This window comes from Ferruginibacter sp. SUN002, assembly GCF_050611725.1.
In the GTDB taxonomy this organism is placed as follows: Bacteria; Bacteroidota; Bacteroidia; order Chitinophagales; family Chitinophagaceae; genus Ferruginibacter.
Window position 1 is genome coordinate 2897887 of sequence record NZ_JBODJB010000001.1, and the last position, 24164, is coordinate 2922050.

The following is a 24164-nucleotide window of genomic DNA, read 5'->3' on the forward strand; positions in this document are numbered from 1 at the left end:
TCATGTTCAAATTCATTAAACAATACACAGAAACGATGACCGGTGCAGCCGTTTATCCAATGATCTCATTATTGATCTTCTTTCTCTTTTTTATTGTACTACTAGTACTCGTAAAAAAAATGAGAAAAGACAGAATCACAGAACTGTCGAATATACCATTTGACAATGTAGAAACAACCGAACTAAACTCATAAAATACTTTATATGCTTTTGAATTATTTTAAAAATAAAAAAAACATACTTACTACACTTGGGATAATAGTAGCTACAGGATGTATGGCGCAGGATGCAGCAACCACTACTAAAGTTGCAGATAGCGGAAGTAATTTACTCGTCACTTTATTGGTTATAACTGCAATTATTCTGGCTTTTGTTATTTGGGGTATGGGACAAACATTAATTGCATTGATCAAACAACTAACTGAAAAAAATAAAAACGCATCCAAAGTATTAAGCATAGTTCTTTTAGTAGTTTTTTCATTCAGTACTCAAATATCATTTGCACAAACAGCGGCTGCTGTTGAAGAAGCCAAAGCAGTTCCCAACTACGGTGGTTTAACCGCACACGAATATTATTCATTTGTTGCTGTCATTGGTATTGAGATAGCTGCAGTATTATTCCTAGCATTTTTCATAAGAAGAATCTTAGTTGAATTATTCCCTGAAAAACAAAAAACAGTTACTCAAAGTTCTAAAATAAAGGTCTGGTGGGCCGCATTAGACAGGAAGCTTTTCACAAAAGCAATCCCGGTAGAGAAAGAAGCTGATGTAATGCTTGATCATGACTATGACGGTATTCGTGAATTGGATAATGCACTACCGCCTTGGTGGAAATATGGTTTCTATATTACTGTTGTTGTTGGATTCATATATATGTTCAATTTTCACTTTGGAGGATCGGGTAAAAATCCAACGCAGGAATATGCAGCTGAAATGGAACAGGCAAGAATTGAAAAAGAAATTTATGAAGCAGGCAATAAAGATAAAATCGATGAAGCCAATGTCCCGATGGCTGATGCCACCGGTTTGCAAAAAGGGAAAGAAATTTTTAGTGCTGATTGCTGGGCTTGTCATGGAAAGGCGGGTGAAGGTGGCGCCGGCCCTAACCTGACCGACGATTACTGGTTGCACAAAGGGTCACTGAATAATATCTATCAATCTATCAAAAATGGATATCCCGATAAAGGAATGCAATCTTGGACTGTAAAATTCAACCCTAAAGAAATCAGTTATTTGGCCAGTTATATAAAAACATTGCATGGCACCAACCCTGCAAATCCAAAGCCTCCGCAAGGCGATTTGTATATTGATAATGCATCAGATTCAAACAGTATAGTGAAAAAAGATTCAGTGAACATCGTAAAAAAATAAAATGCCTGATACACTCGAAATAAAAACTGTTGATTTAAAAGGCTCCTATCGGGATTCTGTAGCTACAATTTCTAAAGACGGTAAGCGAAATTTTATTAACCCAAAGAAACCTTCAGGCAAGTTATACAACAAACGTACTTTATTCAGCATTTTTTATCTTATTGTTTTCTTTACGCTTCCTTTCATTAAAGTAAATGATGAGCCGCTTTTAATGATCAATATCCTGGAAAGAAAATTCATTCTATTTGGGATGATATTCTGGCCTCAAGATTTTTTCATCTTCGGTATTGGCATGTTGACCTTTGTTGTATTTGTAATATTGTTTACTGTAGTATTTGGACGAATATTTTGTGGCTGGGCATGTCCGCAAACCATTTTTATGGAAATGGTTTTTCGTAAGGTAGAATACTGGATCGATGGAGATTCTGCAAAACAAAAACAACTAAGAACTAGCCCATGGAATGGCGAAAAAATAAGAAAAAGAACCATAAAATTCATTGTTTTCTTTTTTATTTCATTCATCATTGCTAACTTTTTCCTAGCGTATATAATTAGCATGGATCAATTGATCGGCTACATAAAAAATCCTTCCGCAAATGTTGGCACCCTCATTTCTTTACTAATATTTACAACTGTATTCTTCTTTGTATATTGGTGGTTTAGAGAGCAAGCCTGTATTGTTGTTTGTCCTTATGGAAGATTACAGGGCGTATTACTTGATAAAAATTCGATTGTTGTAGCATACGACTATCAACGTGGGGAACCAAGAGGAAAGTTTTTAAAATCGGAAACGAAAAAAGTTGAGAAAGACGATGACCATGCCGATTGCAAATGCACCGACTGTAAAGGCAATGGAGCTTGTAAAGATATCGGTGCTGCATTTGCAGCACTTACAAAAGTTGGTGACTGTATCGACTGTTCTGCCTGTGTTCGTGTTTGTCCAACAGGAATTGATATACGCAACGGCACACAGTTGGAATGTGTTAATTGCACTGCATGCATTGATGCTTGTGATGCAATTATGACAAGCTTGAAAAAACCTACCGGACTAATAAGATATGCATCGGAAAACAGTATCAAAAACGGTGTAAAACTCAAACTTACATGGAGAATAAAAGCATATAGTGCTGTACTCTCATTGCTGCTATCGCTATTAGTTTTTTTGCTTGTTAGCAGAACTGACCTAGATGCCCGACTCATGCGTACCGCAGGTATGACGTACACCTCTTTACCCGATGGACGCATCAGCAATTTGTATAGTTTAAAATTGGCCAATAAAACGCATAAGGATATTCCTATTGCATTGAAACTGGAGAATATTCCCGGGGAGATAACCTATGTTGGTAGCAGTAACACAACTGTAAAAAAAGAAGACTATAACAATCTTCAGTTCTTTATTAAACTCAATAGAAGTGATGTAAAGTATTGGAAAACCGATATCAGCATTGGATTGTATGAGAATGGCAAAAAACTAAAAACTGTTACTGCAAAATTCATCGGGCCGGAAATTTATAACTAATAAAATTTGAATTATGAATTGGGGATATAAAATATTGTTTGTTTATCTGGCATTTGTAGGTGGCATGGTTTGGATGGTGATCAAATCATCTTCACAAAAAATGGACCTGGTAACCACAGATTATTATGCCAAAGAATTAAAATATCAGGACAAAATTGACGAGGCTAAAAGAACGAGCGCTTTATCAAAGGCTGTTGAATGTACTGTTGTAAACAGTCAGCTCTCTATAAAATTTCCAGAAGATTTTTCCGGGAAAGAAATAAAAGGAGATGTACACTTGTATTGTCCTTCTGATGAAGACAAAGATCTAGTGCAACCTTTTACAACAAAAGACAATCTGCTAACTATATCACTACCTGAAAGAAGCAAAGGATCAAATGAAGTGCATATCAGCTGGACAGTAGATAACGAAACGTATTATTTCGAGAAAAAAATATTTATTTAACATGCTTACAATATTCATAGCGGCCTTTAGTATGGGCATCATTGGCAGTTTTCACTGCGTGGGCATGTGTGGACCATTGGCATTATCTTTACCGATCAGTAATAATAGTTTTCAATCTAAATTTTCCAGTGCATTATTATACAATTCAGGCAGAATTGTTACCTATTCAAGTTTTGGTTTTGTATTTGGGTTGATCGGCAAAAGCCTTATCCTCTTTGGTTTACAACAATGGATCTCGATATTATTAGGTGCAGCCATCATTATTTTATTGGTATTACCAAAACTGTTTCCGGGAATATACAAGAACATACATTTCTCCAATAATTTTTTCGAAAAACTCCGTTCAGCTATCGGCAGTTTATTCTTCAAAAAAAATCAATCATCGCTTTTTGCAATAGGCTTACTGAATGGGTTACTTCCTTGTGGATTGGTTTACATCGCCATTGCAGCAGCGGTAGCCACTGGCAACATAGGTAGCAGTGTATTATTCATGACCGCATTTGGCTTAGGTACTTTACCGGTAATGTGGAGCATTGCATTCTTTGGAAACTATATTGGAGTCAATATTCGTCAGAAAATAAGAAAAGCATATCCGTACTTGATGATATTGATGGCATGCTTACTCATTATAAGAGGAATGGGACTTGGCATACCATATGTAAGTCCTTCTGTAGATATACAAAAAAAAGCGGTTCATAATTGCTGCCATAAAAATTAAAGTAAAGTGAACAGTATGATCACTATCGGAACAAATAAAATAGAACAATATTTTCATGAAAATTTTTCATGGGAGCGATTGCTTGATTTTTTCAAACAGGAAAACAGCTATCTAAAAACAAGATTAAGCGAAGTTTTGGATAGTAATGTAGACAAAGACTTTCTTGCGCTTGCTGAACATTTTCAAAACAAATTTATTTTAAAGGATGATTTTATTGAAGAGATGGAGTATGACATAGAAGAACAAAAAAAAAGATTAAGCTTGTTAAAATCAGGTAAAGATTTTCCGGAAGAAAAGATCAATAAAACTCAACAAAAACTACGCAATGAAATGGAATATCTGGAAAAAGATTTCACTGTATTAAAAAACGAGTTCAACAAATGTCTGGCTAAACAGTTAGAATAAGTTTAATTAAGCATCTGCTGAAGTTTTTGTTCATTCAATATTGTGATACTACCCCCTTTAATTTCAATCAACTTTTCACTCTTAAAATCACTCAATGTACGAATTAGAGATTCTGTAGCGGTGGCTGCAATATTTGCCAGATCCTCTCTTGAAATCTGCATGGAAAAATTCTCCTGATCCTCTTTTTTATATTTAGTATGCAATGTCAATAGTGCATCGGCTACCCTTCTTCGTAAAGAATTATATGCCAGACCGAGCAACTGCTCTTCTTTCTCACTCACATTTTTTGCAAGCAGCTTAATGAACTTTTGAGTAGCCTCTTTGCTGCTTTTTAACAAAATTTCAAATTCTTCTTTAGGAATTACAACAACCTCTGTATCTTCTAGTGCTTCGGCCGTTTCTTTATATATTGTGCCTTCCAACAATGCAGTGTATCCAAAAAATTCTCCTTCTCCGAAAAGCCCCACAGTAAGTTCCTTTCCGTCGTTATTAGTTTTAAATGTTTTTACCTTTCCCTTTTCAATGTAGAATAGTCGAACAGGATGATTGCCTTCCGAATAAATAACCTGCTTCTTTTTATACTGGTTTGAATTTCTGTTGTCAGTAAAAGACTGCAGATTTTTATTCCCGCCAAAATCATTAAGCATCTCATGCATACCGTCAGCATCGGCTTCATAGTGCTTTTGTAAAATATCCATTTTTTTAAACCTGCTTTCTATAGCACTCAACAATTCAATCTCAGTAAATGGCTTTGTGATATAATCATCCGCTCCCATCTCCATTCCTCTTCTAAAATCACTGCGTTCAGCTTTTGCAGTTAAAAAAATAAACGGGATACCTTTTAATTCAGGATTCATATTCAATAAGTGTAAAACGCCATATCCATCCAATACGGGCATCATCACATCACAAATGATAAGGTCGGGCTTTTCTGCCAAAGCTTTTTCCACACCAACTTTACCATTTTCTGCTGTTGTAACTTTATAATTTGCTAACTCAAGTATCTCAGCTGTGTTTTCTCTGATATCATCATTATCTTCTATCAACAATAGTTTCTTCATATATAATACTACTTATTATTTTTAAATGACACGATAAAACTTGTTCCCTTCTCCAATTCGCTTTTATAGCAGATATCTCCTTTCAGCAGTTCAACATATTTCCCAACAATATGAAGTCCTAATCCGGTTCCCTGAATATTGGTAACATTAGCACCTCTAAAAAACCGTTCAAACAAATGCTCCTGATCTTTTTCTGAAATACCAATACCACTATCCGATATTGTTAGAATAATTATATCATTTTCAATTTTTGTTTCTACCTGTATAAGTCCATTCTCAGGAGAAAATTTAATCGCATTTGACAAAAGATTGATCACAATATTTTTTAATAAAGAAGGATCTAGTATAACTAGTTGCTCTCCTATATGTGTATAACTTATCGTCTGGCCGACTTTCGAAATACCCTGCATTTCACTAACCACATTTGTAATCAGTTCCTTTATATCAAACTGAATGTTATGAGCAACGATCTTCCCGTCTTCAATTTTTCCGATAGACAGAAATTCGTTTAATATATCCGTAAGATTATTGACAGCTGATTTGATCCTAACAATATGTTTATCTCGTTTTTCCTGCTCATCAGTTTGTGTATATTTAGCTACCAATGAGGCGGAAGAGAGTATTGTACTCAAAGGCGTACGAAATTCATGAGAAGCCATTGATACAAAACGAGTCTTCATATCATTTAACTCCTTTTCTTTACTCAGCGCTTTCATCAACTCATCTCTCGATTCTTCCAATTGTTTTGTTCTCAACTCCACTTTACCTTCCAGTTCATCGTTCAATTTTTCTATCTCCAGATTAATTGCCGCCAGTTCTTGCTTCTGTTTCAATACAGCATTTTCAATTTCTTTACGTTTTGTAATATCACTTATAAATGCGATCACAAACTTACCTTCACTTGTTTCATAATTACTCAAGCTTACTTCCACCGGAAACTCTGCACCATTCTTCTTAGCCCCGAACAAATCCATACCCGCTCCCATTGGCCTTTTCTGCGGCTGCTGAATAAATTTATCTCTATGACCAACATGGTGCTGATGAAATCTGCCGGGAATTAATTTTTCAATTGTAGAGCCAATTAACTCACTGGTATCGGCATATCCAAACTGTGTAAGCAAAAAATTATTCACTAAAATAATCTCCCCATTTTTGTTTACTACCAAAATTCCCAGAGATGCATATTGAAATAATGCTTCGAACTTTTCTTTCTCTCTTAATAACTCTAATTCTGCGTTGGACATCATTCTAAATAAATTGGTGGCTAAAGGTTAAATATGGGAGTTATTATAATTTTTGAATGCAGTCAAATTATCGATAGGCAATCTTTTTGTATTACCCTCATTCAATACTTTTTGTAAACTGAATTTGTGGATCATATGCAACTCGGCTTTTTCCAATACCGTTTTCAAACCATGTGCTTTATAGATACCACAAAAAGGTTGTGCATAATCTTCGTCCTGATAAACAATAAAATCATGGTCGCTTCCTTTTTGATACTCTTTAATGAGAGTTGCAATGGTGAACTCATCCATATCTAACATATCGCAGGCCAACAATAATAAATTATTGGTTTGATAGTGTTCATGCACACTCAACAAACCTCTCAGCGGCCCCGGCACATCTACATCATCTACAATTAATTTATCTGCACCAATATGTTTGGAATACTCCGGAATCTGCAACTCATTAACAGAAAATAAAACAGGAATATTAAAAGGAGATAATTTATCAGCAATATATTTTGCCCAGATCGTTCCTTCAACCGTAAGCAAACCTTTATCACTGCCCATGCGTTTACTTTCGCCGCCACATAATACTATGCCCAATAAATTCTGCATAGAAAATTATTTTTTATCCGAATGTCCCAGATCTTTTCCCGGAGCAATGATATCTCTGATCGTTTGTTTCAATAATTTCACTTCAATAAATTGGCCGGCCTCTTTTCTGTCGAATATTTTTTTATCATTGATATATATTGTATAACGTCCGCTCACTTCACTTGGGATCAATTCAACACTATACAATTCATCCGAAAAAGTTGTTAAAAATTCCTGCCCCATATATGCAGCTTTCATCATCCAGTGGCATTTAGGGCAGTATTCAATTTTAATAGAAGGTTTCATAAAATTTATAAGGGTGGTTATATTGCAAAGTACAAATTTTTAGTGAGATTATCTGAACATAAATCATTCAAAAACCGCTCAAATAAAAGTTATATTTGAGTATGTCCACAAACAATTTCAATATAACGGGTTTAACGAACGAACAGGTTATTGATGCCCGAAAAAAATTCGGAATAAACAAACTCGATTACAAAAAAGAGAATTCATTTTTAGAGACCGTTTGGCAGATCGTCAAAGAACCGATGATGGTTCTCTTATTAGTAGCTACTTTCATTTATTTTATCAGTGGAAAAACAGGAGATGGTATTTTTCTTGTTGTTGCCATCATATTTCAAACTTCTATTTCACTTTATCAGGACAGAAGAAGCAGGAATGCTTTGGAAAAACTGAAAGATTTTTCACAGCCTAAATGCAAAGTCATTCGCAATGGAAAAGTAGAAGCAATAAATAGTGAAGATCTGGTTGTTAGTGACAGCATCATAGTAGAAGAAGGCACTTTAATTCCGGCAGATGGCACCATTGTTCACTCCAACGATTTTTCAGTGAACGAATCAATACTTACCGGTGAGTCAATGGCTGTTTCGAAAGACAAAGAAAAAGAAGATCATTTTATTTACAGCGGCACCACTGTTGCCGGCGGTTTAGCAATAGCTACAATTACAGCGATCGGCAATACAACTAAATTAGGTAAGATCGGCAGCAGTTTAGAAAGTATTGAAGAGGAAAAAACGCCACTCGAATTACAAATTGCAAATTTTGTAAAGAAGATGGCATTGGCCGGCATCATTGTTTTTGCAGTTGTTTGGGCAATTAATTACTGGCATTCGCATGATCTGTTGAAAAGTTTATTGCAGTCACTCACGTTGGCCATGAGCATCCTTCCCGAAGAAATTCCTGTTGCATTTACAACCTTCATGGCGTTAGGTGCATGGCGTTTAATGAAAATGGGCATCGTAGTAAAACAAATGAAAACCGTTGAAACATTGGGCAGTGCCAATGTGATCTGCACGGATAAAACAGGAACGATCACTGAAAACAAAATGAGTCTGGTAAAATTGTTTGTATTGAAAGCAAACAAAATATTTGATCCGAAAGATGTTTTGAATGACGATGAAAAAGAATTGATAAAATTAGCCATGTTTGCCAGCGAACCAATCCCTTTCGATCCGATGGAAATTGCATTGCACCAAGCATACAAGGAAATTGTTCAAAATGATGAAAGACCAAATTACAAACTCATTCACGAATATCCTTTAAGCGGCAAGCCTCCTATGATGACGCATGTTTTTGAAGGCAATGGCAATAGGATCATTGCAGCAAAAGGGGCACCCGAGGCTTTGATGAATGTTGCTAAACTTACAGAAACTGAGGTACAACAAATTCATGAAGCGATCAAAACATTGACCACTGAAGGTTATCGGGTATTAGGCGTTGGCGAATCTTATCTCACCGGCACTGATTATCCTGCAACACAACAGGAATTAAAATTTAAATTAAAAGGAATCGTTGCTTTCTACGATCCGCCAAAGACAAACATTCAACAGGTATTAGAATATTTTTATACCGCAGGGATTTCAGTAAAAATTATAACCGGAGATAATGCAGCAACGACTACATCCATTGCAAAGCAGATAGGTTTTAAAGGGTATGAAAAAAATATCACCGGTGATGAACTGATGAAATTGGACGACACCAGTTTGCAAACTTGTGTAATGGAGACAACCATTTTTACAAGAATGTTTCCGGAAGCCAAATTAAAGATCATCAATGCATTAAAAGCCAACAATCAAATTGTAGCAATGACAGGCGATGGTGTGAATGATGGGCCGGCCTTAAAAGCAGCACATATCGGCATTGCGATGGGTAAAAAAGGAACAGAGATAGCAAAGCAGGCTGCATCGTTGATCTTACTGGAAGATGATCTGTCGAAAATGGTAGATGCAATTGCCATGGGCAGAAAGATATATACCAATCTTAAAAAAGCCATTCAATATATTATATCCATTCATATCCCGATCATACTGACCGTGTTTATTCCATTGGCACTGGGATGGATCTATCCGAATGTTTTCTCTCCTATACATGTTATTTTTTTGGAGATAATAATGGGACCAACCTGTTCTATCATTTATGAAAATGAGCCGATGGAAAAAAATACGATGATGCTAAAACCCAAAGCATTGACCACTACTTTCTTTAACTGGAAAGAGCTATCCATCAGTATTCTACAAGGTCTGGTTATAACCGCTGGCACTTTATATATCTATCAATTTGCTGTAACTAGCGGTAATAATGAGTCACTAACAAGAACGATGGTCTTCACTACTTTGATAACAGCGAATATATTTTTGACCCTTATCAACCGTTCCTTTTATTTTTCTATCCTCTCCACATTGAGGTATAAAAACAACATGGTTTTATTCATCATCTTTATCACTATTGCAATTGTTGCATTATTGCTTTACATAAAACCGCTGACAACATTTTTTGAATTTGAACAACTGAACCCATCACAATTATTACGCTGCATTGGTGTAGGTTTCATTTCAGTGATCTGGTTTGAAATAGTGAAATTCATTAAAAGAAAAAGAAGGATTACAACTTCGTTTTAATGACAATTATGTTAACGGCTGATTGCTACTATTGAGTTTCAGTGCCACAGTTTACCCTGAGGGACGAAGTGCACTCTTGTATTTTGGAACTTTATTGAGCTTTTATTGAAGCGAAGGTTGTTGATCGGAAACTAACACTAGGGGCGGGATTTTACTTTTCAAATTCATACACATGCTTATTCGGATCTCCGGTAATTTTTTGACAATTGCAATTACCGCCCCACTCTTTTGTACCATCGGTAAAATATTCGCATTTCCAGATAGGCACTTCGTGTTTAATTTTATCAATGATGAAACGATTGGCGGCATAAGCTTCGCTGCGATGTGCTGATGCAGTAATGACAACCACAGCAGATTCGCTCACACCTACTTTACCTGTTCGGTGCTGGGCAATGGCAATATTCAGATCCCATTTTTGTTTGGCCTCAGTAATGATGTTAGCGATCATTTTAACTGCTAAACTTTCCTGTGCTTCGTATTCCAAACAATCTACTTCTTTACCATGACTGTTATCTCTCGTTTCACCACTAAACAATACCACAGCACCGGCCTTGGGATGATGTGACAATGACAACAACCCAACAATATCAATCGGTTCAGCGGATAAAGCTTTTATGCTATCCGCCGCTGCTGGGTGGTATGATGTGGATGTTGTCATCTGGCTTTAATTCATATTGATCATTTACAAATTCATCTTTTACTGCAAACCGACATAGTTGTAAAATATTTTTTGCATCTGCATTCTGATGAATGAGCATTTCTCTTAGTTCCGCAACAGTACTTATGGGAGCATCAATCGAGAATTCTTTCTCGAAAAAGTCTTTTAGTACTGCGTAAACTTCTACTTTCATGTTTTAAGTTTTAAGTAATAAGTTTTAAGTAATACAGCACTTTTAAATTTGAGATTTCCTTATAGCAGGCACCAAACTTAAAACTTACCACTTATTACTTACAACTTCTCCTAACCCCCGATCTGTAACATACTTAAATCACTTCCTACAAATTTCACCAATTGCTTTTGTTCCATAGCTTGTTGCAATTTAGCGATCAATGTTTTATCATCTGATACATCTTTTAACGAGATCGGATGATTACTGCTAAGACAACCATACATATTGCCTTCACTATCTAAACGTAATCGGTTACAATCCTGACAAAAAGGTTCGCTCTCATTAGCAATGATACCGAAGACGTTTCCGGTATCTGTCTGCCAGTAATTAGCGGTAGATGAATCGTTGCGTTTCATCTTAGTAAAAGCATATTTTGTTGCAATCGTTTCCAAAATAACATCTTCCGTTACCAGGTATTTCAACGGATCGCTGTGCAAGTGCCCCATCGCCATTACTTCCAAGAAGCGAATGGTAATACTTTTACTGAAGGCATAATCGACCAATGGCAATAACTGATTTTCATTAATGCCTTTCATTATCACTGCGTTGATCTTTACTTGCAATCCTACTGCCAAAGCAGTTTCAATACCATTCAGAATTCTGTTTACATCACTTCGTTTGGTCATTAAAAAGAATACATCTTCATCCATAGCATCTAAGGATACGTTGATAGACTGCATGCCGGCATCTTTTAATTGCTTTGCCATTCTTTCCAACAAAAAACCATTCGTTGTTAGTTTCACATCTTCGATACCGATGGCTTTAATTCCCTTGATGACACTGATGAGATCATGATACAATAATGGTTCTCCCCCTGTAAGTCGAATGGTTTCTAATTGTAAAACTTCATGAAGTTGATGAATGGTGCCGAGTAGATGTTTTGCTTCAATGGAAGTATGTTCAGTGATATCATCTTCTCCCATAGTACAGTATGTACAACTGAAATTACAGCGATTAAGCAGGCTTACCCGTAGTGATTTAAAATTTCGGTTATATATATCTGTTAGTAATTTCATTTTTTCACTATTTCAGTCAGGCGATGATTGTCAAATCGGGTTATCAACACATCATCTTTCTCAAAAAAAATTCGACCATGAATCGCTTATCAGTTTTGCAGAAGCAATAAACAACACCACCGCCAAAACATACCTCACTGTTAATAATTTATATTTAAAACTTCCTACATATGCACCCAACAAGCCTCCTGCAACAGCTGCCGCAAGCCATATATAAGATGCGAATGTAAAGTTAATGCCATTTGAAACAGCAGCCAAGCCTGATAAGGAATTACACACAATGAACAAACTACTTACTGCTGCTGCATCTTTTGCATTACCCCAAGCCATTAGCACAATTACAGGACTAAGAAAAATACCACCACCAATGTTTAAAAAGCCTGATGCAAAACCAATGATGGCTCCGGTTAGCAATGCAGCTGCAAAGGGAACCGCTTTTTGTTCTCTTTCTATATCTGAAGGTTTCATCAACAATCTGATAATAGGAAAAATTAAGGCGAAGCCCAACAACAACTTGTAAACGGATTCACTCGTTGTAAAATTCGACCCTAAAAATGCACATGGAATAGATGTGATCAAAAATGGCCATGCCAGTTTCCATTTAAAATAACCGGCTCTGTAAAATTGTATGAATGCGATGCTTGCAATAATGATATTCAATACCAATACCACCGGCTTATAAACGGCCATAGGAATACTAAATAAAGAAAGCACAGCTATATAACCGCTTGCACCACCATGCCCTACGGATGCATATAAAAATGCTACTATCAATAATAATACAGGAATTAAAACATCAATTGCCATTATTTTCTACTAACGATGGTTTGGCGATGGGTACAAATTCATCCTTTGCTGCTCCGCAGGTTGGACATTCATATTCATCTTTTAATTCAGCAAATGTAGTGCCAGGAGCAATATCATTTACAGCATCGCCATAAATTTCATCGTAAATCGTAAAACAGTGTGGACATTGGTGTATCAAAACGAGTGCAGGTGCTTCTTCCTTAACTTCTTCTGTTCTTCTGAATGCAGCATGGTTAACATCTGTAGCCTCATTCTTTAATTCATAGTAATATTTGCAAAGTGATAGCAAGTAAGTTTCAAGGTTCTCTCTTTCTACATCGCTTCGGAACAAAATATACTCTTTTGAATTAGGGTTAAAATTGCTGCTGTATAAAATATCGAAGCGGTCTGTTATTTTATATTTTACCGACGCCGGCTTTTGTTGTTTGCGGATGATCACAGAACCGAATAACCCCGTTTTAGGTTTTGTTTTGATGGCAAAAAATAATCCGAATGTTCTTACATCATCTTTATCAAATTGACGAACAAGATATCTTTTTAAACTTAATCCTTCTTCGCAAAGATCTTCTACCTGCCAGTTCAATTCATTACTTGCATGACGAACATTGATACGATGTTCGTTTAAAACAAAATCCCACAACTTTCTATCGGGCTGTTGAATCCCATTTATAATAAGTGATTTCCAGGGTGTAGAATATATTTGACCAATTTTGGTTTTTAAACAAATACTGCAAACATCTTTCAAAAATGCTACACTGAACAACTCTTCTCTTTTGTAAATACCCAACCATGATTTGTTGCCATAACGATTAAATCCTTCATAATAAGGCATGCCAAAATCAGGAACTTTCAATTCTTCTGTTACAGGCTGAACAATAAAAGTTTCTTTGTTATGCACTTTGGCATACAATGCATTGCCATTGATAAAATCCCTATCCTGATACAAATTTTTATTTTCCGCAATAGTCGCTTCCAGCACTTTGCAAATACGAGGTATGTCTTCTGTGTAGATCAATGCCGGCCATCGATACATATGCGTTGTCTTTGGAAAACGAACATACAGGTACCAGTAATTATTTGTGTTTGAAGAAATAAAATTAATGTTCCCTGTAAAGAATGGAACAAAAGTTTGCATATTATCATTGATGTTGATCTTCAACTTCGGTTGAAAGTCAAAAAGATCCAAAATATCTTTATATACTCCCTCGCTTAACCAATTCGCATTTTGAAAAACATCTTCAGTAACATAAGAACTAACTATATTTGGATATATCTCTTCATTTATTTCGTAAGATATTTTTATCTTTTCCAACGATTCAACAAAACCATTCAAAAACTTCTCCGCTACCTTACAATATAATTGTTGACGCACCCCAAACTGTACATCTTTAACCTGTGCATTTTCAGCAGCACACATGATAGCATGCAAATCTCCTGAGGAAACGATTCCCAGTGGCAGATTTATTTTTACAATATTACTTTTCTTGATGATCATGATGCAATCACTTTTAAAACGTTTTCAGTCTGTTGTTGCTCCATGAACTCTTCTAATATTCTTTTCACTTCAGGTCTGCAGCTACCGCAACCCAGCCCTGCTCCTGATGCTGTACACAAGTTTGTAAGTTCAGTACACCCTTCAGCAATTTTATTTTTGATATTACCGGCTCCTACATTATTACAACTGCAAACCAATTTACCAATTACCGGTTCAGCTTTTTGTCCGCTGCGTAATAATTGCAAACGCTTTTCACTCAATTCAATTTTATTAGAGATCAGTGTTTTGTATTCAATGAATTCGCTTTTATCTCCGATCAAAATCGCACCAACCAATCTGTCGTTGTGAATGATGCATTTTTTATAATAACGTTTTGCTTTATCGATGAAAACAATTTCTTCATAATCTTTATCATTAGGACTTTCGGGAATGCCCAAACTACAAAGATCAAAACCATGAATCTTAATGATATTCATCAACAAGGTTCCATCATAGTAAGCTGCAATATCGCCTTGCAAGTATTTGGCTACGACAGCAGCTTGTTCTTCCGCTCCTGCCGTAATACCAAATAAAAATCCTCTGAATTCCGCTATTTCTCCAATGGCAAATATGTTTGGGTCGCTGGTTTGTAAACGCTCGTTTACAATTACACCACGTTGACAGTTTAATCCTATTTCTCTTGCAAGCTCTGCATTTGGAACGGTTCCTATAGCAATCACCAATGCATCGCAATCAATTTGCTTACCACTTGCTAGGCGTATGCCTGTTAATTTTTCCTGTCCGTAGAATAGTTGGACTTCATCGTTGTAATAGACTTCACATCCCTGATCAACCATTTCTTCATGCAATAACTGGCTACCCAATGGATCTAATTGCCTGTCAAGGAATCTTGATATACGCTGAATGATCGTTATTTTTATCCCTACTTCTCGTAAAGAAGCAGCCATTTCCAAACCAAGCAATCCGCCACCAACAATAACAACATGGCCATCTTTAGGAACATGGTCTTTAAAATTATCTGCATCGGTACGACTACGCATAGTAAAGATGCCGGGCAATTCAGGCACATTCTTAGGTACCGCAGCCCTACTCCCCGTTGCCATTAGCAATACATCATAGTAAGTTGTTTCACCTTTTGAATCAATAACAAATTTATTTTCTCTATCAATTTTTTCTACACTAACCCCACGGTGTAAACGAATATTATATTGAGGTTCTTCTTCATCTGTCATCTTTACCAACTGTTCCCACTTTTGTACGCCACTGATGTAATCCGGCAGCATTACTCTATTATAAAAGGGAAAATTTTCTTTGCTGAAAATTACTAACTCATCCTCCGCATTGATAGCTCTATAAGATCTTACAAAACCGTAAGCCCCGGCACCGGCTCCAATTATAACAATACGTTGTTTTGGTTTTTTATATAGTGCAACATTAACAGCGCAAAATTTAAAATCAGGCTCCTTGGAAATAGGATCTAATAAAGGACTTGTAAGATTATTAGCCCTGTTCAGATCACTGTTCAATATTTTACCCCAATGCATTGGTAAGAACACTACACCTTTTTTAATTGAATCGGTAATTTTTGCTTTTACCCTAACTTCACCTCTGACAGATGTTACCACAACTACAGCTTCATCGGTAATTTTTAATTTCTGAGCATCGACAGGATTTATTTCCAAAAACGAATTTGCCGTATGTTGATTTAATTTTTTTACTTTTCCAGTTTTGCTCATTGTATGCCACTGATCTCTAACTCTGCCCGTAGTAAGTACTAACGGAAAATCACTACTTGTTTTTTCACTGGTTATTGTATCAGGAACCGCATGAATAATGGCTTTGGTGGATGGCGTATAAAATATTTTATCTTCAAACAAACGTTTTACGCCACTGCCTTTCTCGTCCATTGTGTATGGCCACTGAACAGTTTTCTTTTCTTTAATGATGGTATAGTCAAGCCCGGTTATATCAATATTGGTGCCTGCAGTTAATGCCGCATGTTCTTTATAAATATCATTATACTCTTTGTATTCAAAACCCTTAAATCCCATTTGTTTTGCAAATCGACAAATGATCTCAGTATCGGGCAATGCTTCTCCGGGAGCATCTACAATTTTATTCAAATAACTAATGCGCCTTTCACTATTGGTCATTGTACCTTCCTTCTCTGTCCATGTTGCCGCCGGTAAAATGACATCCGCATATTTCAATGTTTCAGGTTTGTTACTTACATCTTGTACAACAACAAATTTTGCTTTTTTCAAACCCTCTTCTGCAACACGAACATTTGGTAAGCTTACTAACGGGTTGGTACATATGATCCAAATGGCTTTTAATTTACCTTCATTCAATGCATCAAACATTTCCGTTGCCGTTAAGCCCGGCTTTTCCGCTATTTTTGTTCCGCCCCAAAATTCCTGCACCTGTTTTCTATGTAACGGATTAGCAAGATTACGATGTGCAGGCAACAAATTGGACAAACCACCAACTTCTCTTCCTCCCATTGCATTCGGCTGCCCGGTCAATGAAAATGGCCCTGAGCCTGGTTTCCCGATATGACCTGTTATCAGGTTGAGATTGATCAGGCTTAAATTTTTATTTACACCAATTGAACTTTGGTTCAAGCCCATTGTCCACATAGTAATAAAACCTTTGGCATCTCCAATATATTTTGCAGCCAGTCTAATATCATCTTCATCAATGCCGCAAATTCCAGCAGATTCGCTTAAAGACCTTGCAAAAACAATTTCTTTATAGGCATCAAATCCCTCTGCATGATTTTTTACAAAATCAAAATCGATATCGCCATTTTCGATCAACAACCTTCCGATGGCGTGATTTAATGTGATATCAGTTCCTGGATTGATTTGCAAATGCAAATCGGCGATAGAACATGAATCTGTTTTACGAGGATCTGCTACAATGATCTTTACATTTGGATTTGCAGCCTTGTGAGCTTCTACTCTTCTCCAGATGATCGGATGACACCATGCTGGGTTAGCTCCTGTTACAAAAATGCAATCGCTTAGTTCGATATCATCATAACAAACCGGAACACTATCTTCTCCCAAACTCATTTTATACCCAACCACTGCACTACTCATGCATAACCGTGAGTTAGTGTCAATATTATTACTTCCAATAAACCCTTTGATCAATTTATTGATCACATAATATTCCTCCGTAAGACATTGCCCTGAAACATAGAATGCCACCGAATCCGGACCGTATTTATCAATGAATGTTTTAAAAACAGCTGCCGTTCTTTCCAATGCACTATCCCAGGTAACTCTTTGCAAAGGCATATTTTTATTGTAACGCATTTGTGGATACAACAACCTGTCGCTTTTATCATTAACGGTATAATGGAGATTCATGCCTTTGCTACAGAGCATTCCCTTATTTACCGGATGATCTTTATCCCCCTCAACAACAATATTTCCCTTTCTATCCTTATTAACAACAATACCACAACCCACGCCGCAATAGCAGCAAGTTGTGGTATTTGTGTTTGATATAATTTTCTTGTCTTGCATCGTTATTTACATCATCTATATTCTACTGAATTATTTTACCGGCACAGGCGCCAAAGTCAAATCCTTTATATCATCAGTATCTCTTGCAGCCGCAATCGTTCTGAATATCAAAACGGCAACACCAATACCTAAAACAATAAAACCTAATAGTGTGAAAGCAGCAGTGTAATCAATTAATTCTTTTGTTTTAGCAACACCATTTTCTATAACCTGTGTAGTTGTTTTTGCCGACATTGATTTAAACATGAATGCGATCAGCATAGCTCCGATATTACCACCAGCTCCAACTATACCTGCAACACTACCAACTGCAATAGGACTAATGAATGGAACCAGGCTGTATGTAGCACCATTCGCCATTTTCAGGCTTAACCCAAAGAAGAACATCATGAATATTGCAATGCCAATGTTACCTGACTTAGCAAACCAGATAATACCCACGCCTTCAAGCAACAAAAGAATAGAAAGCAAAAATGATTTTCCGTGAAATCCGAATTTAATACCAACTTTATCTGCAACAATACCGCCTAAAGGCCGAGCAAAAATGTTCATCCAACCGAAGATACCCGCTGTCATACCTGCAACGGCTATGGTTGCACCAAATGAATCGGTGAAAAATATTGGCGCAAAATTATCAACGGTAATTTCAACACCAAAGCATGCGGCATATGCAATGGTTAATATCCAGGTACGATAATCTTTTACTGCAACAAGAAATGTATTCTTCTTATCATTCGTTTTGTAACCAATTTCTTTATAATCTCCTGCTGACGTATCTTTTGTATATCTATAATATAAAAAAGCACAAACCAGTAACATAACACCCGGAACGATCATTGCAAAACGCCAACTGTCTTCTTTTGCACAAAAACCAAGAGCAGTAAAGCCCGAAGCGATCATTGGCATAAAGAAATTTGCTGCACCACCACCAGCGTTACCAAAACCGCCTGCAGTTGCATTTGCCGTTCCTTTTACATTTGGGGCAAACATTACTGAAGTGTGAAATTGTGTAATAACAAATGAAGCTCCAATAACGCCTATGGCTAAACGACATAATAAGAATGAAGTATAGGAATGACTAAGACCGATCAATAGTACCGGAATTGAACAAACAATCAACAACCATGTGTAAACAATTCTCGGGCCGTATTTATCAACCAACCTGCCAATTAACAGACGAGCTAAAATTGTTGCAGAAACTGACGCAATCTGAATATTTCCTATTTGATCCTTGGTTAAATGCAATTGTTCTTTGGCAAGCTTCATTAACGGTGCCATGCCAAACCAGGCAAAGAAGCAAAAGAAGAAAGTTAACCAGGTGATATGAAAGGTTTTCATCTGTACACCTTTCAGTGAAAAAATATTCAGCTTGTTTAATGGTTGATTCATTTTAATTTTTTATAAATGGTTTAACTAATCGTTTTAAATATCGTCGATCGAAAATTTATCGATCAACAATCCAAGCAACTTATCATGAATTTTCATGTATGCTGCATCATGTATGATTTCTTTTTTATTTCTTGGCCTCGGTAATGTTATGTCTACAATCTCTTTTATTGTAGCTGCCGGGCCATTATTCATCACCACTACTTTATCACTTAAAAAGATTGCCTCTTCAATGTCATGTGTAACAATGATGATCGTTTTTTCTCTATTATCAAGATTCCAGAGTTTCAGCAATTCAACATGCATATTACTTTTGGTCAATGCGTCTAATGCGCCGAAAGGCTCATCTAACAATAATATAGATGGATTGATAGCAAAAGCTCTTGCTATGGCTACACGTTGTTTCATTCCACCCGATAATTGTCCAGGCAGTTTGTCTTTATGCATCCAAAGATTTACCTGTTGCAAATTCTTTTCTACTAGTTGTTTCTTTTCTGTTGTAGTTAAGTTTGGTAACGCAGAATCAACTGCTTCATAAATATTTCTATAAACAGTTAACCAAGGAAGTAAAGAATAGTTTTGAAAAACAATACCTCTATCCGGTCCCGGACCATTTACCATTCTCCCATTAGCTTTAACCACTCCTTCAGTAGCCTTCACCATTCCGCTGATGGTACCCATCAACGTAGATTTGCCGCAACCTGAGTGACCGATCAGAGCCACGATCTCTCCTTTCTTTACAGTAAGAGAAATATCTTTAACCGCCGTATATATATTTTTACCGGATCCAAAGCTCACGGTCATATTTTCTATTTCTATACTATTGATAGCGCTGCTTATAATTGCCTCAGCTACTGCAGTATTTTTTTGTTCAATGATTAAATCAGACATATACTAATTTTTACTCGGTTTAGAATTTATGCTACGTAACTAAATTTCTTTTGCATCATTGTAAATGCTTTATCAAGCAATAATCCTACAACACCAATGGTCAGAATTACAGCTATAACTTTTTCCAATGACGACGCATTCCAGCTATCCCATACAAAAAAACCTACCCCTGCACCACCTGAAAGCATTTCAGCAGCAACAATTACCACCCATGCAATACCAATACTTAGTTTTAAGCCGGTGAAGATGTATGACAAACTATAAGGGAAATAAATTTTTGTAATGGTCTTCCATTTAGAAAAACCAAATGCTTTGCCTACGTTTTTATGATCGGCAGGTACAGAAGCTACTCCCAAAGCAGTATTGATCAATGTTGGCCAAATGCAGGTAATAAATACTGCAAAAACTGCAGCTTTATCTGATGCTTCAAATAAAGCAAGTCCGAGTGGAAACCACGCCAATGGTGATACAGGACGTAATACCTGAATGATCGGATTTAAAATTGACATAATGATCTTGCTCGACCCAATCAAATAACCAACAGGTAGCGCAATCAATGTTGCCAACAAAAAGCCTTTAAATACAGTCCCTAATGAAGTTAATAATTGAAACCCAATTCCTTTATCATTTGGACCATTATCATAAAACGGATCACTCCATAAACTGAACAAAGTACCAAGTACTTTAGTAGCTGAGGGAATAGGTATTTTATTATTAGCAGTAAGCATACTTGCCAGATCGAACATCCCCAACAAAACAGCAATTCCGATGATCAGATAAACTGCAGGTAAAAGATATTTTTTCATTTCATTACTTTTTTAAAAAGTGGTTGCTATTGAATAACAACCACTTTCAGTGAATTTATTTTTTGATGTATGCCTCTACGTTATTAGGATCAAAAACTTTATTTTCGATCGTTAATTTAAAAGGCTTCATGTCGTCATCAGGGGAAGAGAGTTTCATCTCTCCAATTACTTCATTATACAGATCCTGCATAATTATTTTGTCGGCAACTTCTTTGTAATTAGCAGGTGCCGTTGGTAATAAGCCCCACTCTACATACTTTGCAAGAAACCAGATACCATAACTTTTACGAGGAAAGTTGGTAGCACCTCCATCATAAAATTTCATGTAATCATCTGTATATTTTTTCTCTCCGAATTTGCAACCCACATTGTTGATACCCATTAATCTTGCTTCTGTAACCTCTGTTGGCGCATTCACATATTTTTGTTGAGAAATAATTTCGGCGGCTTTTTTACGATTTGGTAAACTATCTAACCATTGTGACGCTCTTATGATTGCCTTCATGATCTTTTTAACATCATCTTTATTAGCTGAAGCAAAAGCTTCATTTAATACCAACGCCTTTTCAGGATGATTTTTCCATATCTCCTGCGAAGCAATATGCGTAAAGCCAATGCCATCTTTTACAGCAACCCCATTCCATGGCTCTCCAACACAAAAACCATCCATATTATCTACTTTCATGTTAGCTACCATCTGAGGAGGGGGAATAGTTTTGACACCAACCTTTTTCACATCAACCCCTGTTGCGGCTAACCATGTACGTAACCATGCATCATGTGTACCACCCGGGAATGTCATTGCAAACTGAACTTGTTTTGCCGCATTCAACTTATCAACCGCTGAAGCAATCTTAGACGTTTCGTTGTTACCAACGAGATCACAGAATTTATTTGATAAAGTAATTGCCTGCCCGTTGTTATTAATTATCATCGCTATTTTCATGGTACTGCCGGCTTTACCGCCAACACCACTATAAACAGAGAATGGCATACTAAATAAACAATGTGCACCAGATAGCTCTCCGTTAAGTACCTTATCTCTGATATTTGCCCATGATGCTTCTTTAGATAACTCTACATTTACTCCTTCCTGTTCAAAATAGCCTAACTCCTTTGCCATTACCAAAGAGGCACAATCTGTAAGCGGAATAAACCCAAGTTTGATTACATTAGCCTTAGCGGAATCTGCTCCTGTTCCTTTACCTGCTCCGCTATTGTTACAAGAGGACACGGCAATGGTTACAAAAGCCATCAGGAAGAATGATATATTTTTTAATAATTTATAGTACATACGTTTTGTTTTTGGGTGAAAAATGATTTTAATGTTTGTAATTAAAATTTATATCCTACACCCACACCTATTTTCCAGCTACCATCTGCTGCTGCAGTTTTAGCAACATAATATAGTGGTACCTGAACAACAAGATGTTTATAAATGACAGCTGCCCCGAATCCTAGCATTGGTGTTAATATTGAATTCTTTTTTGCACCTGAAACAACTTTATCTTCTTTGATACGAAGCGATGGCAACATGCCTAATGTAACAGCAACTGGTTTTTTTACCAGCTTAATGCAAGGGCCGCCAAAATTCACATACGCCCCTTTGTCTACGTAGCCTGAAACGATCATCCCGTCCCACAAAACCGGCTTTGCTTTTGTTTGAGCTTTAGCAATACCTGTAATGCTAAAAATTGACATTAATAAGATGGAAGTTTTTTTGATTAGAGACTTTTTCATAATACTTTTGTTTTGATTTGATGAAAGATTAGTTTTTAATTTTTTGTCGCCCCGGTTTGGCTGCAACCTCTCCGGGGTTTTTTGTTTAAAAGATGGTTATTAAAATTTTTGTCACGGCAGTTTGTTTTAATGGTTATTATTATTATTTGAACCGGTTCTAATTTGTTTGAACTACTCGAACATAATGGTCGAAATAGCAGCAGCCGCTAAGGCTAATTTTTTTCAAAATGGGGAAAAACAATCGAGGCGTAAAAAACCGAGGGGCAAATAAGAGAGTGATTAAATGAGCTGTAATTTTAAAAAGGAACTAAAAGGCTCCAATTCAAAAATTAAATATTACATTTTTTTATATTTAATACTTTTCTATTTACTAAAATCATATTTATGATCGTTTATATGATTTACAATATAAAAATAGGGAGTATTTACGATACAAAGAAATTTTTTGATCAAATATTTTATATTTATTTTATTATAATGTTTAATTTTGTAACTAATTAATGTTTATAAGCATTGATTAGTTACAAAATTTAAATACATATTTATTATCATAATGTATTTAAAGATTTAAGTCAATAAACACTTATTTACCTTTTATAGACTTAATATTGTGATTGATTTGCTCACCAATAGAAAAGAAGATGAAACAAAGCAAGCAAGGATGTGATCTGAATAGTTGTTTTTTTTGTAAAGGCTGTCTCCCCGAATGGCTACCTGCCATAGATGCGAAACGAAAGACATTTCATGTAAAAAAAGGCGAGGTCCTATTTCATGAAGGCGATAAAGTTACAGGCGTGTATTTTGTGAACGAAGGCAAGGTAAAAGTTCATAAGAAATGGGGTGATGATAAAGAGCTTATTGTACGCTTTGCCAATAAAGGTGCTATTGTCGGGCACCGTGGATTAGGCAGCAATACCACTTACCCCGTATCCGGCACGGCCATAGAACCCAGTACAGTTTGTTTTATTGATCTTGAGTTTTTTCTTACCACATTAAAAGTAAATCACGACTTTACTTTTCAATTGATGATGTTCTTTGCGGATGAACTTCAATTATCCGAAAGAAAAATGCGGAACCTTGCACATATGAGCGTTAAGGGAAGAGTTGCACAATCCTTGCTTACATTGAAAAAGAATTTCGGTATTACAAAAGAGGGTTATTTAGATATTGTACTAAGCAGGCAAGACCTGGCTTCTTTTTCCGGTACTACATATGAAACAGTTTTCAGGATACTGAACGAACTGGTAGAAGACAATACCATTAAACTAGTTGAAAAGAAGATCCTTATCACTGATATTGATAAATTGGAAAGCTTTACTAACGAGGAAGCATAACCTGCA

General features: G+C 36.3%; 23 protein-coding genes. 8 read left to right on the forward strand and 15 right to left on the reverse strand.

Going from position 1 to position 24164, the window contains the following annotated elements:
• The first annotated feature begins 2 nt into the window (after positions 1 to 2).
• From ACQ33O_RS12330 to ACQ33O_RS12355, 6 genes are read left to right on the forward strand one after another with little or no spacing between them, the layout of a single operon-like run.
• Positions 3 to 194 (forward strand): CcoQ/FixQ family Cbb3-type cytochrome c oxidase assembly chaperone, encoded by a 192-nt coding sequence (locus ACQ33O_RS12330; protein ID WP_430995892.1) that lies wholly within the window; start codon positions 3 to 5, stop codon positions 192 to 194.
• Positions 195 to 204: 10 nt separating this feature from the next.
• The gene (locus ACQ33O_RS12335) at positions 205 to 1371 is read left to right on the forward strand and encodes a cbb3-type cytochrome c oxidase N-terminal domain-containing protein (protein WP_430995893.1); all 1167 of its coding nucleotides are present in this window, start codon (positions 205 to 207) and stop codon (positions 1369 to 1371) included.
• 1 nt (position 1372) lies between these two features.
• Positions 1373 to 2890 carry a 4Fe-4S dicluster domain-containing protein gene (locus tag ACQ33O_RS12340; RefSeq protein ID WP_430995894.1) on the forward strand — a complete coding sequence of 506 codons (1518 nt, stop codon included), beginning with the start codon at positions 1373 to 1375 and terminating at the stop codon, positions 2888 to 2890.
• A gap of 13 nt (positions 2891 to 2903) precedes the next feature.
• Positions 2904 to 3335, forward strand: coding sequence for a FixH family protein (locus ACQ33O_RS12345; RefSeq protein WP_430995895.1), 432 nt, complete (start codon positions 2904 to 2906; stop codon positions 3333 to 3335).
• Between the two features lies 1 nt (position 3336).
• Positions 3337 to 4053, forward strand: a complete 717-nt coding sequence (locus tag ACQ33O_RS12350) for a sulfite exporter TauE/SafE family protein (protein ID WP_430995896.1) — start codon at positions 3337 to 3339, stop codon at positions 4051 to 4053.
• Between the two features lie 15 nt (positions 4054 to 4068).
• The gene (locus ACQ33O_RS12355; RefSeq protein WP_430995897.1) at positions 4069 to 4458 is read left to right on the forward strand and encodes a hypothetical protein; all 390 of its coding nucleotides are present in this window, start codon (positions 4069 to 4071) and stop codon (positions 4456 to 4458) included.
• Positions 4459 to 4460: 2 nt separating this feature from the next.
• Here ACQ33O_RS12355 and ACQ33O_RS12360 read toward each other — a convergent pair whose 3' ends face one another.
• From ACQ33O_RS12360 to ACQ33O_RS12375, 4 genes are read right to left on the reverse strand one after another with little or no spacing between them, the layout of a single operon-like run.
• Complete coding sequence (locus ACQ33O_RS12360; protein ID WP_430995898.1) at positions 4461 to 5519, reverse strand: response regulator; 1059 nt, start codon at positions 5517 to 5519, stop codon at positions 4461 to 4463.
• An 8-nt stretch (positions 5520 to 5527) separates the two neighbouring features.
• Positions 5528 to 6766 (reverse strand): PAS domain-containing sensor histidine kinase, encoded by a 1239-nt coding sequence (locus tag ACQ33O_RS12365; RefSeq protein ID WP_430995899.1) that lies wholly within the window; start codon positions 6764 to 6766, stop codon positions 5528 to 5530.
• Between the two features lie 24 nt (positions 6767 to 6790).
• On the reverse strand, positions 6791 to 7360 hold the full coding sequence (gene mobA, locus ACQ33O_RS12370) for a molybdenum cofactor guanylyltransferase (RefSeq protein ID WP_430995900.1): 570 nt from the start codon (positions 7358 to 7360) through the stop codon (positions 6791 to 6793).
• 6 nt (positions 7361 to 7366) lie between these two features.
• On the reverse strand, positions 7367 to 7645 hold the full coding sequence (locus ACQ33O_RS12375; protein ID WP_430995901.1) for a SelT/SelW/SelH family protein: 279 nt from the start codon (positions 7643 to 7645) through the stop codon (positions 7367 to 7369).
• A gap of 101 nt (positions 7646 to 7746) precedes the next feature.
• Between ACQ33O_RS12375 and ACQ33O_RS12380 the strand changes: the two genes are divergently transcribed.
• The gene (locus tag ACQ33O_RS12380; protein WP_430995902.1) at positions 7747 to 10257 is read left to right on the forward strand and encodes a cation-translocating P-type ATPase; all 2511 of its coding nucleotides are present in this window, start codon (positions 7747 to 7749) and stop codon (positions 10255 to 10257) included.
• Positions 10258 to 10408: 151 nt separating this feature from the next.
• On the opposite strand, the gene ACQ33O_RS12385 is transcribed toward ACQ33O_RS12380, so the two are convergent.
• The 11 genes from ACQ33O_RS12385 to ACQ33O_RS12435 all read right to left on the reverse strand — a co-directional run bounded on the left by ACQ33O_RS12385 (position 10409) and on the right by ACQ33O_RS12435 (position 22824).
• Complete coding sequence (locus ACQ33O_RS12385) at positions 10409 to 10915, reverse strand: molybdenum cofactor biosynthesis protein MoaE (RefSeq protein WP_430995903.1); 507 nt, start codon at positions 10913 to 10915, stop codon at positions 10409 to 10411.
• The gene (locus ACQ33O_RS12390) at positions 10875 to 11108 is read right to left on the reverse strand and encodes a MoaD/ThiS family protein (RefSeq protein WP_430995904.1); all 234 of its coding nucleotides are present in this window, start codon (positions 11106 to 11108) and stop codon (positions 10875 to 10877) included. Before ACQ33O_RS12390 ends, ACQ33O_RS12385 begins: the two co-directional genes overlap by 41 nt.
• Before the next feature lie 110 nt (positions 11109 to 11218).
• Positions 11219 to 12163 (reverse strand): GTP 3',8-cyclase MoaA, encoded by a 945-nt coding sequence (locus tag ACQ33O_RS12395; RefSeq protein ID WP_430995905.1) that lies wholly within the window; start codon positions 12161 to 12163, stop codon positions 11219 to 11221.
• 60 nt (positions 12164 to 12223) lie between these two features.
• Entirely contained in the window at positions 12224 to 12970 is a 747-nt protein-coding gene (locus tag ACQ33O_RS12400; protein ID WP_430995906.1) for a sulfite exporter TauE/SafE family protein, read from the reverse strand.
• Positions 12960 to 14465 (reverse strand): rubredoxin, encoded by a 1506-nt coding sequence (locus tag ACQ33O_RS12405; RefSeq protein WP_430995907.1) that lies wholly within the window; start codon positions 14463 to 14465, stop codon positions 12960 to 12962. The genes ACQ33O_RS12400 and ACQ33O_RS12405 overlap by 11 nt, the downstream gene beginning before the upstream one ends.
• Complete coding sequence (locus ACQ33O_RS12410) at positions 14462 to 18001, reverse strand: molybdopterin-dependent oxidoreductase (RefSeq protein ID WP_430995908.1); 3540 nt, start codon at positions 17999 to 18001, stop codon at positions 14462 to 14464. The genes ACQ33O_RS12405 and ACQ33O_RS12410 overlap by 4 nt, the downstream gene beginning before the upstream one ends.
• Before the next feature lie 30 nt (positions 18002 to 18031).
• Positions 18032 to 19390: an MFS transporter gene (locus ACQ33O_RS12415; protein WP_430995909.1), complete on the reverse strand. Its 1359-nt coding sequence runs from the start codon at positions 19388 to 19390 to the stop codon at positions 18032 to 18034.
• A gap of 33 nt (positions 19391 to 19423) precedes the next feature.
• Entirely contained in the window at positions 19424 to 20278 is an 855-nt protein-coding gene (locus ACQ33O_RS12420; protein WP_430995910.1) for an ABC transporter ATP-binding protein, read from the reverse strand.
• Positions 20279 to 20304: 26 nt separating this feature from the next.
• Positions 20305 to 21084, reverse strand: coding sequence for a nitrate ABC transporter permease (ntrB, locus tag ACQ33O_RS12425; RefSeq protein ID WP_430995911.1), 780 nt, complete (start codon positions 21082 to 21084; stop codon positions 20305 to 20307).
• A 55-nt stretch (positions 21085 to 21139) separates the two neighbouring features.
• On the reverse strand, positions 21140 to 22378 hold the full coding sequence (locus ACQ33O_RS12430; RefSeq protein WP_430995912.1) for a CmpA/NrtA family ABC transporter substrate-binding protein: 1239 nt from the start codon (positions 22376 to 22378) through the stop codon (positions 21140 to 21142).
• A 41-nt stretch (positions 22379 to 22419) separates the two neighbouring features.
• Complete coding sequence (locus ACQ33O_RS12435; RefSeq protein ID WP_430995913.1) at positions 22420 to 22824, reverse strand: hypothetical protein; 405 nt, start codon at positions 22822 to 22824, stop codon at positions 22420 to 22422.
• A 641-nt stretch (positions 22825 to 23465) separates the two neighbouring features.
• Here ACQ33O_RS12435 and ACQ33O_RS12440 point away from each other — a divergent pair.
• A complete protein-coding gene (locus ACQ33O_RS12440; protein ID WP_430995914.1) occupies positions 23466 to 24158 on the forward strand; it encodes a Crp/Fnr family transcriptional regulator in 693 nt (230 codons plus the stop codon).
• The last annotated feature ends 6 nt before the right edge of the window (positions 24159 to 24164 follow it).

Bases quoted from the DNA above. Each gene is read 5' to 3' on its own strand.
- ACQ33O_RS12395 (WP_430995905.1), bottom strand. From the start codon at position 12,163: ATGAAATTACTAACAGATATATATAACCGAAATTTTAAATCACTACGG.
- ACQ33O_RS12435 (WP_430995913.1), bottom strand. From the start codon at position 22,824: ATGAAAAAGTCTCTAATCAAAAAAACTTCCATCTTATTAATGTCAATT.
- ACQ33O_RS12400 (WP_430995906.1), bottom strand. From the start codon at position 12,970: ATGGCAATTGATGTTTTAATTCCTGTATTATTATTGATAGTAGCATTT.
- ACQ33O_RS12385 (WP_430995903.1), bottom strand. From the start codon at position 10,915: ATGACAACATCCACATCATACCACCCAGCAGCGGCGGATAGCATAAAA.
- ACQ33O_RS12330 (WP_430995892.1), top strand. From the start codon at position 3: ATGTTCAAATTCATTAAACAATACACAGAAACGATGACCGGTGCAGCC.
- ACQ33O_RS12410 (WP_430995908.1), bottom strand. From the start codon at position 18,001: ATGCAAGACAAGAAAATTATATCAAACACAAATACCACAACTTGCTGC.
- ACQ33O_RS12335 (WP_430995893.1), top strand. From the start codon at position 205: ATGCTTTTGAATTATTTTAAAAATAAAAAAAACATACTTACTACACTT.
- ACQ33O_RS12355 (WP_430995897.1), top strand. From the start codon at position 4,069: ATGATCACTATCGGAACAAATAAAATAGAACAATATTTTCATGAAAAT.
- ACQ33O_RS12350 (WP_430995896.1), top strand. From the start codon at position 3,337: ATGCTTACAATATTCATAGCGGCCTTTAGTATGGGCATCATTGGCAGT.
- ACQ33O_RS12380 (WP_430995902.1), top strand. From the start codon at position 7,747: ATGTCCACAAACAATTTCAATATAACGGGTTTAACGAACGAACAGGTT.
- ACQ33O_RS12375 (WP_430995901.1), bottom strand. From the start codon at position 7,645: ATGAAACCTTCTATTAAAATTGAATACTGCCCTAAATGCCACTGGATG.
- ACQ33O_RS12420 (WP_430995910.1), bottom strand. From the start codon at position 20,278: ATGTCTGATTTAATCATTGAACAAAAAAATACTGCAGTAGCTGAGGCA.
- ACQ33O_RS12365 (WP_430995899.1), bottom strand. From the start codon at position 6,766: ATGATGTCCAACGCAGAATTAGAGTTATTAAGAGAGAAAGAAAAGTTC.
- ACQ33O_RS12415 (WP_430995909.1), bottom strand. From the start codon at position 19,390: ATGAATCAACCATTAAACAAGCTGAATATTTTTTCACTGAAAGGTGTA.
- ACQ33O_RS12430 (WP_430995912.1), bottom strand. From the start codon at position 22,378: ATGTACTATAAATTATTAAAAAATATATCATTCTTCCTGATGGCTTTT.
- ACQ33O_RS12440 (WP_430995914.1), top strand. From the start codon at position 23,466: ATGAAACAAAGCAAGCAAGGATGTGATCTGAATAGTTGTTTTTTTTGT.
- ACQ33O_RS12390 (WP_430995904.1), bottom strand. From the start codon at position 11,108: ATGAAAGTAGAAGTTTACGCAGTACTAAAAGACTTTTTCGAGAAAGAA.
- ACQ33O_RS12345 (WP_430995895.1), top strand. From the start codon at position 2,904: ATGAATTGGGGATATAAAATATTGTTTGTTTATCTGGCATTTGTAGGT.
- mobA (WP_430995900.1), bottom strand. From the start codon at position 7,360: ATGCAGAATTTATTGGGCATAGTATTATGTGGCGGCGAAAGTAAACGC.
- ACQ33O_RS12360 (WP_430995898.1), bottom strand. From the start codon at position 5,519: ATGAAGAAACTATTGTTGATAGAAGATAATGATGATATCAGAGAAAAC.
- ACQ33O_RS12340 (WP_430995894.1), top strand. From the start codon at position 1,373: ATGCCTGATACACTCGAAATAAAAACTGTTGATTTAAAAGGCTCCTAT.
- ntrB (WP_430995911.1), bottom strand. From the start codon at position 21,084: ATGAAAAAATATCTTTTACCTGCAGTTTATCTGATCATCGGAATTGCT.
- ACQ33O_RS12405 (WP_430995907.1), bottom strand. From the start codon at position 14,465: ATGATCATCAAGAAAAGTAATATTGTAAAAATAAATCTGCCACTGGGA.